This window comes from Citrobacter sp. B72, assembly GCF_016894305.1.
In the GTDB taxonomy this organism is placed as follows: domain Bacteria; phylum Pseudomonadota; class Gammaproteobacteria; order Enterobacterales; family Enterobacteriaceae; genus Citrobacter; species Citrobacter portucalensis.
Genome location: NZ_CP069805.1, coordinates 1 through 10,242 on the forward strand (window position 1 = coordinate 1; position 10,242 = coordinate 10,242).

Consider the following 10,242-nt stretch of genomic DNA (forward strand, 5'->3'; position numbering starts at 1 on the left):
ACTTTAGTGCGCATAATGTGCCACACGTTATGTTGAAAAGGCCGCTGCGAAAATTAAATCATGCAGCGGCCTCTTTAGCATAACGTCATTGTGCGAACCAGTGATGCATCATCATTACTTATTCATTTTTCTCTCAAAGTTGATGCGATCTGCTTTCCTAACAAGTAGATACTTCCCAAGTAACCACCACAGGGGAACTGCGGCAACAAAGAACAAAACCCACTTTAGCAGCTCAGCATCTACTTTTTTGGCTAAAAAATACCCGCACACGATGGGCACGATCAGCGTAATTGCATAGCTAAAACCAGACGGACCATAACTAATTTCAGCCTGGCAACCTCGACAGACATTTGCACCATGAGGGATTTCACTCTTGCAATGCGGGCATTCGATTAATTTTTTTTCTTCCATCTCTGAATCATCCAATAGATTGCATTTTGAACGGGAATGGGGCGGATACCCCCGTCCTGTACTACGGGGGTAGTCTCAGGATAACTACGGGCTTTCAGTAGGCATGGCTAAAATCCCTTTACGCATTTCAGTTTTTTTTCTCTCCCGCAGTCTTCGAAAATTTTCGATAGTCGTTTTCAGTGATTGATTCGATCCCTTTGCGGATCAACCAGTCCAGAACCTCCGTATCTTTCACTGGAGCTTTTAACTCAATCACTGCTTTTACTGTTTCTTTTTCGACCAATCGCCAAGTGTTGTCATTAATGTGCTTTGTTGGCATCGAGACCTCCATCTAATTTATTAGATTATCATAATCGCAATTCTTAAATTCTGTTGACTATTAGATTCTAATTACTTATAAATGAGCAATAAAATAAATAATTAGATTCTAAGGTTTCGGTGTGTTTGATCAGTCCTATGACATCACGCGACTATGTAAAAAAACCTTACAGAATCAGACGTAACTCATTGATATTATTTACTTACTACCGGATGGTAGTTTTGAAGTATGTGTTTTGTCCATGTATCATGCATTGATTAATGCAGCAAATTATTGATTCAACATGAAGCTAAGTGGTTGATTATGAATATTATTTATTTTGACTACATCGCAGGATTCGGTATCAATGCCAGCGTCAGCGGGGAGTGGGATTTTTACCGCTCTTTTGATGAATTGGTAGATGAATGCACCGGCTTTTATGGTGATGATTTTCTTTTAGTTTCTATCGTGCTGCATTCCGGCTCTTTCGTGGGTTACAGGGAGTCGCTGACATGCAACTAACTGAAAGAAATGTGAAAATTGATTATCTGGCCTTTACCATGCCCTTTTGTTCGCTTAAATCGCTGGAAACGTACCCACATGGGCTTAACGAATGGCGTAAGTACGGCGTATATCCGACATTTCACAATCATGTTTCTCATAAAGATGCTTTTTTCACCGATGTGATTAAAGGTGGTAAATGGTGTCCGTCCGACGATGAACTGAATGAACAGGTTCAAAGCTACAGCACTGATTCAAAAAATGAACTTGAGCAAAAAATAAACGACCTGAACAGGGAAATTTATCTGGCACGTATGCATCGCCTCAAATTGTGGCTATCCGCAGTTTTTGGCTTACATCTTGCCCCTGAACGTGACAGGGGAGGCTATAACTATGAGCGTTCGGCTCCGCTTTATTCTGTTGATGGCGGTTATGAACAGCTTGGCATGGTGTTCTGGGGCGGCAATAACGATACGCTTTATATTCAGATTAGTGGTGAAGGTTGTACTCACGTTTTTAACGGCACATCACCGCATGAAATCTATAACTGGCTCAATCATCTTGATGTAACGATGCTGAAACGTATCGATCTGGCAGTTGATGATTTTGACAGTGTATTTACTGTTTCTGCTGCCATGCGGGATCATAAATGTGAAGCTTTTTATGGCGGTAAGGGGCCAAAACCGGGGCTGGGTATCTCTCACAAATATCATGGTGATGGTTCGTTACAGCAGGAAATGATTACTGTTGGTTCCCGTGAGTCTCGTGTTTACTGGCGCATTTATAACAAAGCGCTTGAACAGAAAGTTGATGATGTCTGGCATCGTTCAGAGGCTGAACTTAAAGGCTTTCCGCTTGAGATACTGCTGGATATAGAAGGGGCTTTTACTGGCCTCTGTGAGTACGCGCAACAGATAAATCCAGCCAGACCTAAAACATTTCAGCGTTCGGGGATTGTCCGGCTGGCGATTAACAGTTTTGAATCTGACGTTCGCTGGCTTCGCAAGCAGGCATCTAAAACCATTGCCAGAATTTTCCATCAGCTTGGCAATGATTATGAAGCTGTCTTTTCTTCCATTGTTCGGAAAGAGCATATGGATGACCTGACACTTAAATTTAGGACGCCGGATATTTATCAAAATATTGTGGCTCAAAAATTTTACAACCGTGAATGTGCATTTTAATTGAGGTTATTTATGGAACAGGAAACGCTCAAGGTATTTTTTGTGCAATTTGGCACAATGAAAAATGATAAAACAAATGAAGATTTCAATTGGGGTAATGCACAGGCGTTATCTACGGAGTTTGAATCAACGAATAGCTCGTGTGGATTTGCCCCTGCAAAAGTAAAAATCACGCCTGATAATCGTCATGCTGTTTGTCTGAAAATGCGTGATGATCTTGAAAGTGCTTATAAGTCAGGGAAACCATTTCTTGAAATTATCCCGTCCTATGGGCTTAAAGCATCAAAAGGTGTGATGATCCCGGTGATTGTTGATTATAAGATCGTTGGAAAGATGGATGTTAAGCAGTAACTACACTCTTCCATTGAGTAAATAATTGTGTCAGATGAAATAATCATCAGAACTAAATTTTGCAGTCCGAATATGAGCTTTGGAAGCCCTGACGGATGTGATGATGTTACATTGAAATTACCACAGTCAGAAGTTACTAAACTACAGGCCTCGGTGATTTCTCAGGATAAGTCTTCTCCGGATATTGATTATTCCGTCGCGGCGCAATTCTGGGGGCTGGCTTTTACGACAACCTTTTTTCTTTGGCTTTTTGCGAAGGGAATAGGTGAAATTCTTAAACAAGTAAGAAACGCATAAAAGGAGTTTATATGTCTTTTAATTTTAAAAAAACTTTAGTTCGTATCGGTGCCTTAACTCTGGCTGTTGCTGCACCTACTGTATTTGCTGAAGGTACGACTGGTAGCGGTAGTAATGTTGACCTTTCTTCACTTACGAACAGTGTCGATTTTGGAACTGTTCTTGTTGGTATTATGGCTGTAGCGGGGTCTCTGGTTGCTCTTTATGCAGGTTCGGCAGGTGTTCGCTGGATCCTGCGAATGGTTCGTGGTGCTTAATCTATAAGGTCAGGGGCGTAACAGCCCCTTTATTTCAATGGTTCAATATCTTTTTGATTTCATGTGTTTCCTTTGGGGGTTGCTATGCGCCTGGGCTGTTATACAAGGGCTGGACTGATACTGTTATTATTTCTTTTCATTGCCTCTGCGCTTGCAAATCCCGTGTTGTTAGGTCGTCTGTTGTTACCTCGCGTTTTGGGTAATATCGTCGCTAAACGTGCGGCTACGACAGAATTAGCTTCTCTGACTTCTACATCTCTTACCCGTATGCCAGCGTTAATGGAAGGTAGTCCAGTGTTGAGCCGGTTATCAGCGAATTTAATCAGGACAGGGAACGCTCTTAACTGGGTAGGTATTGGTTATAGTCTTAATGCCTTAAAAAATGACTTGTTTGATGGTCCTAAACAATATTCAATGCCTACTATCGAGGGCACTATTTATGGTTCATCACCTGAGTCATTACTGACTCAGTCCTTTGAAACCGTTACCAAAAATAAAAAATACAGATGTTATAATGAAGCAGGATGTGAATATAGTTCATTAAGAGATTTTTCCATTAAGAATATTGCTAATCCAGCATCGGTTTCAGTGTCTGCATTTTTTGATAAAACGGATATTTTGACAGGAGTTGAATCTAAAAATCTGACTTATACAGAAGTGGCTTATTTGCAGTCAGGCTCAACTGAAACAGATTTGAGTAATCTTACAGATGAACAAGTGAAGCAACTTGAATCAAATAAAGTCGATTCTCAAACTATTGCGGACATACTGAATAATCTCTTAATGAAGGCATCTTTACAGGAAGATTATCAGGGCATTCCATTTAATAGTTCTACTAAAATTACAGCATCTGAGGTGTCAGAAGCACTTAATGGGCAAAGTGCAACGGTTAAGGATTTACTTGAACCAACCACACATCCTGCTAATGGTTCCAGTACGATTATCGTCCTTCCTTCTGAGGTGACTAATGAGATTAATCATACCACTGGTGTGGATACATCCCATCCGGATAATAGCCTGCCAGAGATTACACCACCGGCTGCGAAAGATATCATTTTGCCATTAAACACTTTCTTCCCTTATTTAAATGAGTTAAATTTTACAAGTAGAGTGGTTACCTGTCCTGTTATATATATGCCAGTATTTGATAAAACTTACAGAATAGCGTCGCATTGTGAACTTCTGGAACAGATTAGAAATATATTGAAATTATGCTCCTTGATTATCTGGTCATTTATCAGTCTTCGTATCGTTCTTTCATCATAGGTGATTGCAATGTATGCTTTAATTGTTTCTGCATTTAACTTTGTTCTCGGTTTTGTACTGAGGACAATTGTCATTAAGTTTATTGTTTTTTCTGCATTGTTTTTGGTTGTGTCCGAGTTTGTTCCTGTTGTCTCTTCATTATTGCCCGGCTCTACTGACTTAGTGGCGCTGGTTAATCAGCTACCTGATTCTGCGCTGTATTTCATGGATTTATTTTCGGTTTTTATTGGTATAAAAGTTGTTGTCAGTGCTTATTTAACACGGTTTTTTATTCGTCGCATTCCGGTTATTGGTTGATATATGGCTATTTCGGCTTACGTTGGCATTCCCGGCAGCGGGAAATCATATGAAGTAGTGGCAAGTGTTATTATCCCTTCCTGTATATCAGGGCGAAGGATTATCAGTAATATATATGGATTGGCTACTGATAGTATTTATGACTATTGTGTTAATGTGAAAAAAGCAGACAGAAGCTCCTTAGGTGAAATAATTCTAGTACAAAATGAGGATGTACAGAATGATAACTTTTTCCCGTATAAAACTGATTCCGGCATTGCTGACAATACGTTCTGTCGTCCGGGGGATTTAATCTGTATTGATGAGGCCTGGCGTATATGGGAAAACGATAAGGGCATACCTGCCAACCATCGTTCTTTTATTGCTGAGCATCGTCATTTTGCGCACGATGAAACAGGCGTTACATGTGATTTAGTTGTTATGAATCAGTCTATTGCGAATCTTCCGCGATTCATCAAAGACAGGGTGGAAACAACTTATCGCATGAGTAAGCATGTGTCGCTTGGGTTGCATAATCGTTACCGGGTGGATGTGTTTACAGGTATTAAATTGTTTAAATCGAATCTGACGAACAGTTATCAGAATAAATATGACAAATCAATTTTTCCACTATATAAGTCACATGAGAACGGGCAGGGAAGGGAACTTGTAACCGATAAGCGACAGAATATTTTTAGCTCTAAAATGCTGTGGTTTAAGGCTGTAGGATTGCTGGCGATGGCGATTATATCCGTTTTCTATCTTTTCTGGTTCTTTGCCAAAAATGCCAGTACTGATCCTGTGCAAAAAACAAATGGGGCATCTGATGAAAATATACCCGTCGTTTCGTCCACTGCCTTACCAGTAACACCCTCCATTTCGGATAAATGGCGTCTTGCCGGGCGCTTACAGCGTGGTGGGCTGTCATGGGTTGTTCTGGTCGATACGTCCGGCAGATTGCGTCTGGAGCCATCTTCTCAGTTCAGCTTTGAGGGAATGATGATGACGGGTGAAATTGACGGGCAGACAGTGACAGTTTATTCAGGGGGAATACGATGAAAATAATTACAGGTTTACTTTTTTTATTGATTCCGGGGGTGGTTATAGCTAAGGGTGTCAGTCTGGAGCTTAATGCTGTCCCGCTCCCGCAGGCACTAAATATGATTTACGTTCAGGTGTTTGACAAGCCGTTTATGCTTGAACCTGAGCTTGCCAAATCAGATAAAGTGGTTACGTTTCGTATTACACCTGATATCGATGAACGGGCATTCATAAAGCGTTATCTCGGCAACATGAACATTGCGATTTACAGCAAACAGGGCATTGATTATGTAGCTTCTTTTACACCTAAGGCATACATTCCGCCGCAGGAAACGTTTGTTTATCGCCCGCGATTCCGGTCAGTGGCATACCTCTCAGATATACTGGTCGGACAGTTTACAGGACAGTTTAACAGTCAACGAAATTCGCTACCTTCAGGGCAAATTTCACCTGAAAATGCGGTTGCCGGTTCGGCATCTGACTTTATGAATCGTACCGGAGATGTGCTTGTTTACTATGGTCAGAAGTCAGAAATCAAGCGGTTGCAGTCGTTGTTACCGTTGATAGATATCGCATCCGAGGAAATCGTTGTTGCAGCTTATGTGTTCGAGGTGCAGACCAGCGAACGTAATGGTTCAGGACTGGCACTGGCAGCAAAATTGTTATCCGGGAAGCTGAATATTCAGATGGGGACATCTGGCGGCTTTGATAATTTTATACGAGTGAATACAGGATCTCTTGATGCGTTGTATGAGCTTTTCAGGACGGACAGCCGTTTTCATGTCGTCAGTTCCCCGCGGCTAAGGGTAAAAGATGGTGCGTCTGCCACATTTTCTGTGGGTAATGAGGTTCCTGTGCTGAGCCAGGTCAGTTACGCCGATAACAGGCCGGTTCAGTCGATAGAATATCGCTCCAGCGGCGTAATTCTCGATGTTAAGCCTCAAATCAGGACAGACAATATTGATCTTGTGATTAAACAACAGCTTTCCAGCTTTGCGAAAACGGATACGGGTGTGAATAACAGTCCGACGCTTATTAAGCGTGAAGTTAATACAGAGGTATCCGCTGCTGACGGGGATATTATTTTGCTCGGTGGCCTCGCTGAATCTAAGGTTACCAATGCCGATACTGGATTCAGCTTTCTGCCAAAAGGCTGGATCACCGGTTCATCTGATGAGAAAAACAAAACCGATATTCTTGTTGTATTACAGGCGAAAAAAGTCAGGCGTCAGTAGCCTCGCGTACGCACCGAACTCCGGTGAGGAGCGCGCGTGAGGCTACTGACGACAGACAGAAACAGGCTGTGATATGAGAGAATGGGCGGTTTGACCGTGTTCCGACAGAAATAACTTAATTTGGGGCGATTATGAGCCAGAATTTCACAACAGAAATGTTAAACGATGACGGGATCCGTTCGGCACTCGAATTGCTACAGGAACAGGTCAGCCGATACGAATCTGATTCTAAAAGAAAATCATTTATCACGGGCGAAAGTAACACATCGCATTTAACGCCAGTGTATTACATCCGGCAATTCAAAGTGCTCGCCAGAAAACTGAAAACACGGCAGTACAATCTTCAGCTTGCTTCACTGATTCTGATGCTGCATCTGCCGGAAACCACACAGCAATTACTGGTGAAAAATGCAGAGATGCAGTTCAGACTTTTACGGGATTCAACGCCGGAAACGCTCAACGTTGGTCAGCTTGAAAAGCTGATTAAAGAGGTTGAGGCCATTGCAGGAACTGTCGGCGCTGCCTGAGTCATGGATTTTAATCAGAAACGCGACAGAAGACCGGAAATTTTTTCCGGCTTTTGTCGGGTTGGCCAAGCCGTGCAATTGCCATATTTTTCATTGTGGTCGATTCGGCGCGGCAGTTTTACAGAGCTGCTATTGATTAACCGGGAAGGCATACACCTTTGACCGGGAAAGTGACGACCTTTAAATGATTTGTCCTGTGAGCCTGTCATGCAGGATGATAGCAAGGCCACGCATGGGGCTGCGTATACGAAGATGTCAAAACGATAAAACTGGCAGGGTTTTCCCGTACCAGAAAGCCGGATCCCGCCATTCTCATCATTTGTCAAGGCTCAATTGAAATGTCCGTTATCCAGCTCAATTAAAATGACCACTTTGATCTCTCATTCTCTTTACTGATAGACTTTCCTCCGACTGAAACAACAGGATGATTGAGCCCATGCTTCGATACGAGTTAACGCCGAACAATGCAGGTTTTATACTGTGGGGAGATTCAGAAGCCCTGAATGAATTACATGAACTCATTCATTACATCGTGGATGAAAGCCCACTGATTAAAGTTAAAGACGGATTTATGTTATCCCTTGCCTATGATATTCGTAAAGCACGGGAAGGTAATCGTCGTGTTGAGCAACATCAGTATGATCAACATGATACATATAAGCTTTATGGTGTTGAGCTTTTATGGCCTCTGGTCCTGGTACAGTCCTCAATACTCAGAAACTCAATGGGTTATATTCAGACAGACAAAAACCAGCTGTCTGTCATGTATGCCTTTGAATACCTGATAGAATCAGCATTAACAGAGTCTGAGAGAACAACGTCGAATGATATTATGCTAACAGTAAAATATGCATCAGACTCTGATTTTAATTTCATTGAGGATAATATTGACAGCAGGTGCTGCTATTTTATCAGCCTATCTCCGGAGCAAAGAAAAAAGCAGTTAATCAGTATTGTTCGTTCTTTTCATTCATTATGGGGTAAGTATGCCCGTGAAAAGCAGGACATAAAGATGCTGAACGAAATGAATAATACATCATGGGTCTGGCCGGACAATATCAACTGGTGAGCAACCACTGTCCGGCCAGTGAGTACCATCAGCGGGCTCTTTTACCAAAAATGTCCTCTGAACGTGACTGAAGCTGTTTGAGTGCTTCGAGCATGTCATCATTATCCAGTGAGCGCTGGGATTTCTTCCCTTCCTGCTTTGGCCGTCGTCGGGAAGGGCCATCTCCAGCGGGAATTGACTGAGAGCGCGTGTTATCCCGCTTGCTCTGCACCAGACTGATAAACTCCAGGGTTCGGCCAAGACGCTTGTTATCGACAATCGCGCCCTGGTCGATTTCTGACAGTCGGTCGTAGGTAGAGTAGGGAAGTAGCGTACCGTTCAGGCGCAGCTCTTTTCTGCCATCAGGATAGTGATACACATCGATATATTTACCTATTGCACGGCGACTCAGTTCGCTGTCTTCAATCAGGTACAACATTTTATCATATTGTATCGTCAACGATTTTGAGACTTTACGTTTTTCACGAACAGTGAAAATAAGCCCCAGGTCCTCATCATGTTCTACAGCACGGTGTACGTCAAAATCATGTCGCGGTACTTTGCCAAAACGGCGGTTATAGTCAGCCATATAGGCCTCAGCGAAGTCATTTGCAGCCTCCATTGAACAAATGCCCTGTAACCGCAGCTCTTTGACCAGACGATCCTGTAAAGTGAGGTGAGCTCGTTCTACACGCCCTTTGGCGGGACTGGTTTCTGCACAGATAGTCTGGATGTTCAGTTCATGCATGGCTCGCCCAAACTGAGTATGCCCGTCTCCGCCTGTGGCGTGTTTATTGTTAACACGAAAAACACCGGCTTTATCGCTGTACAGTGCCAGCGGTTTACCATGCTTATCGATATAGCGCCGCGTGGCTTCGAAGTAAGAAAACGTGGACTCCGATTTAACAAACAACAGTTCCATCAGTTTGCTGGTTGCATCATCAACATAGACCAGCGCGGTGCAGGCCGGGCCACGGCCTTCAAACCAGTCGTGATCACAGCCATCTATTTGTATCAGCTCACCAGTACACGGACGCCGGTACCGTGGTTGAGGGATCCTTGCGGCACGTTGTTTACGGGGAACCCATAAGCCAGCCCGCACCATGATGCGCCGGACAGTTTCTTTGCCAAGAAACAGTCCGTGGAGTTCTTCGAGCTTTTCACGCGCCAGAGTCGGACCGAAATCAGCATAACGCGTCTTGATCAGTTCCAGAGCCTGATCTGCGAGCCCGGGTGGCAACTGGCGGTTACCACGCATGCCACATCGTCTGCTGGCCATACCAAGCGGTCCGCCTTCACGGTAACGGGCAAGAAGTCTGCGGCATTGCCTGTCGCTGATACCGAGGTGCTCGGCCGCACGGCGCGTTGTGATGCGACGTTCAATGACGTCCTGTATAATCTTGATCCGGTTGATCTCTTTCAAAGTAAACACTCCTGAGCTTTCTGCGCTCATGATATGCCTCCCGGTAGTTTAAACGGACCAGTGAAGCTTACCATAGCGCGGACATCTGAATTGAGCCACAGGCGGACATTACTATTGAGCCATTACA

Annotated in this window: 14 protein-coding genes; 11 read left to right on the forward strand and 3 right to left on the reverse strand. The window is 43.4% G+C overall.

The annotated features are described in order from the left end of the window. Window positions 1–114: 114 nt before the first annotated feature. Both JQN59_RS26785 and JQN59_RS26790 read right to left on the reverse strand, forming a co-directional pair. Complete coding sequence (locus JQN59_RS26785; RefSeq protein WP_204528319.1) at window positions 115–411, reverse strand: hypothetical protein; 297 nt, start codon at window positions 409–411, stop codon at window positions 115–117. Between the two features lie 127 nt (window positions 412–538). Next, window positions 539–730: a hypothetical protein gene (locus JQN59_RS26790; RefSeq protein ID WP_204528320.1), complete on the reverse strand. Its 192-nt coding sequence runs from the start codon at window positions 728–730 to the stop codon at window positions 539–541. Between the two features lie 303 nt (window positions 731–1,033). Between JQN59_RS26790 and JQN59_RS26795 the strand changes: the two genes are divergently transcribed. From JQN59_RS26795 to JQN59_RS26845, 11 genes are all read left to right on the forward strand, one after another. Next, window positions 1,034–1,231 carry a hypothetical protein gene (locus JQN59_RS26795; RefSeq protein ID WP_204528321.1) on the forward strand — a complete coding sequence of 66 codons (198 nt, stop codon included), beginning with the start codon at window positions 1,034–1,036 and terminating at the stop codon, window positions 1,229–1,231. Continuing rightward, entirely contained in the window at window positions 1,222–2,394 is a 1,173-nt protein-coding gene (locus JQN59_RS26800) for a replication initiation factor domain-containing protein (RefSeq protein ID WP_204528322.1), read from the forward strand. The genes JQN59_RS26795 and JQN59_RS26800 overlap by 10 nt, the downstream gene beginning before the upstream one ends. A 12-nt stretch (window positions 2,395–2,406) precedes the next feature. Next, entirely contained in the window at window positions 2,407–2,745 is a 339-nt protein-coding gene (locus JQN59_RS26805; RefSeq protein WP_204528323.1) for a type II/III secretion system domain protein, read from the forward strand. Window positions 2,746–2,817: 72 nt separating this feature from the next. After that, window positions 2,818–3,042: a hypothetical protein gene (locus tag JQN59_RS26810; protein WP_204528324.1), complete on the forward strand. Its 225-nt coding sequence runs from the start codon at window positions 2,818–2,820 to the stop codon at window positions 3,040–3,042. An 11-nt stretch (window positions 3,043–3,053) separates the two neighbouring features. Beyond that, a complete protein-coding gene (locus tag JQN59_RS26815) occupies window positions 3,054–3,299 on the forward strand; it encodes a hypothetical protein (RefSeq protein WP_204528325.1) in 246 nt (81 codons plus the stop codon). An 84-nt stretch (window positions 3,300–3,383) separates the two neighbouring features. Beyond that, window positions 3,384–4,565, forward strand: coding sequence for a hypothetical protein (locus tag JQN59_RS26820; protein WP_204528326.1), 1,182 nt, complete (start codon window positions 3,384–3,386; stop codon window positions 4,563–4,565). A 9-nt stretch (window positions 4,566–4,574) separates the two neighbouring features. After that, window positions 4,575–4,862: a DUF2523 family protein gene (locus tag JQN59_RS26825; RefSeq protein WP_204528327.1), complete on the forward strand. Its 288-nt coding sequence runs from the start codon at window positions 4,575–4,577 to the stop codon at window positions 4,860–4,862. Between the two features lie 3 nt (window positions 4,863–4,865). Further along, entirely contained in the window at window positions 4,866–5,900 is a 1,035-nt protein-coding gene (locus JQN59_RS26830) for a zonular occludens toxin family protein (RefSeq protein ID WP_204528328.1), read from the forward strand. Further along, entirely contained in the window at window positions 5,897–7,117 is a 1,221-nt protein-coding gene (locus JQN59_RS26835; RefSeq protein ID WP_204528317.1) for a type II secretion system protein GspD, read from the forward strand. Before JQN59_RS26830 ends, JQN59_RS26835 begins: the two co-directional genes overlap by 4 nt. Window positions 7,118–7,248: 131 nt before the next feature. Then, entirely contained in the window at window positions 7,249–7,644 is a 396-nt protein-coding gene (locus JQN59_RS26840; protein ID WP_204528318.1) for a hypothetical protein, read from the forward strand. A 436-nt stretch (window positions 7,645–8,080) separates the two neighbouring features. Next, window positions 8,081–8,713, forward strand: a complete 633-nt coding sequence (locus JQN59_RS26845; protein ID WP_001567369.1) for a DUF6904 family protein — start codon at window positions 8,081–8,083, stop codon at window positions 8,711–8,713. Between the two features lie 28 nt (window positions 8,714–8,741). Here JQN59_RS26845 and JQN59_RS26850 read toward each other — a convergent pair whose 3' ends face one another. Beyond that, on the reverse strand, window positions 8,742–10,145 hold the full coding sequence (locus tag JQN59_RS26850) for an ISNCY-like element ISKpn21 family transposase (RefSeq protein WP_001567368.1): 1,404 nt from the start codon (window positions 10,143–10,145) through the stop codon (window positions 8,742–8,744). Between the last annotated feature and the right edge of the window lie 97 nt (window positions 10,146–10,242).

Excerpts from the sequence above, each read along its gene's own strand:
- JQN59_RS26790 (WP_204528320.1), bottom strand. The coding sequence starts at position 730 with ATGCCAACAAAGCACATTAATGACAACACTTGGCGATTGGTCGAAAAA.
- JQN59_RS26815 (WP_204528325.1), top strand. The coding sequence starts at position 3,054 with ATGTCTTTTAATTTTAAAAAAACTTTAGTTCGTATCGGTGCCTTAACT.
- JQN59_RS26850 (WP_001567368.1), bottom strand. The coding sequence starts at position 10,145 with ATGAGCGCAGAAAGCTCAGGAGTGTTTACTTTGAAAGAGATCAACCGG.
- JQN59_RS26840 (WP_204528318.1), top strand. The coding sequence starts at position 7,249 with ATGAGCCAGAATTTCACAACAGAAATGTTAAACGATGACGGGATCCGT.
- JQN59_RS26795 (WP_204528321.1), top strand. The coding sequence starts at position 1,034 with ATGAATATTATTTATTTTGACTACATCGCAGGATTCGGTATCAATGCC.
- JQN59_RS26845 (WP_001567369.1), top strand. The coding sequence starts at position 8,081 with ATGCTTCGATACGAGTTAACGCCGAACAATGCAGGTTTTATACTGTGG.
- JQN59_RS26825 (WP_204528327.1), top strand. The coding sequence starts at position 4,575 with ATGTATGCTTTAATTGTTTCTGCATTTAACTTTGTTCTCGGTTTTGTA.
- JQN59_RS26810 (WP_204528324.1), top strand. The coding sequence starts at position 2,818 with ATGAGCTTTGGAAGCCCTGACGGATGTGATGATGTTACATTGAAATTA.
- JQN59_RS26820 (WP_204528326.1), top strand. The coding sequence starts at position 3,384 with ATGCGCCTGGGCTGTTATACAAGGGCTGGACTGATACTGTTATTATTT.
- JQN59_RS26800 (WP_204528322.1), top strand. The coding sequence starts at position 1,222 with ATGCAACTAACTGAAAGAAATGTGAAAATTGATTATCTGGCCTTTACC.
- JQN59_RS26785 (WP_204528319.1), bottom strand. The coding sequence starts at position 411 with ATGGAAGAAAAAAAATTAATCGAATGCCCGCATTGCAAGAGTGAAATC.
- JQN59_RS26835 (WP_204528317.1), top strand. The coding sequence starts at position 5,897 with ATGAAAATAATTACAGGTTTACTTTTTTTATTGATTCCGGGGGTGGTT.
- JQN59_RS26830 (WP_204528328.1), top strand. The coding sequence starts at position 4,866 with ATGGCTATTTCGGCTTACGTTGGCATTCCCGGCAGCGGGAAATCATAT.
- JQN59_RS26805 (WP_204528323.1), top strand. The coding sequence starts at position 2,407 with ATGGAACAGGAAACGCTCAAGGTATTTTTTGTGCAATTTGGCACAATG.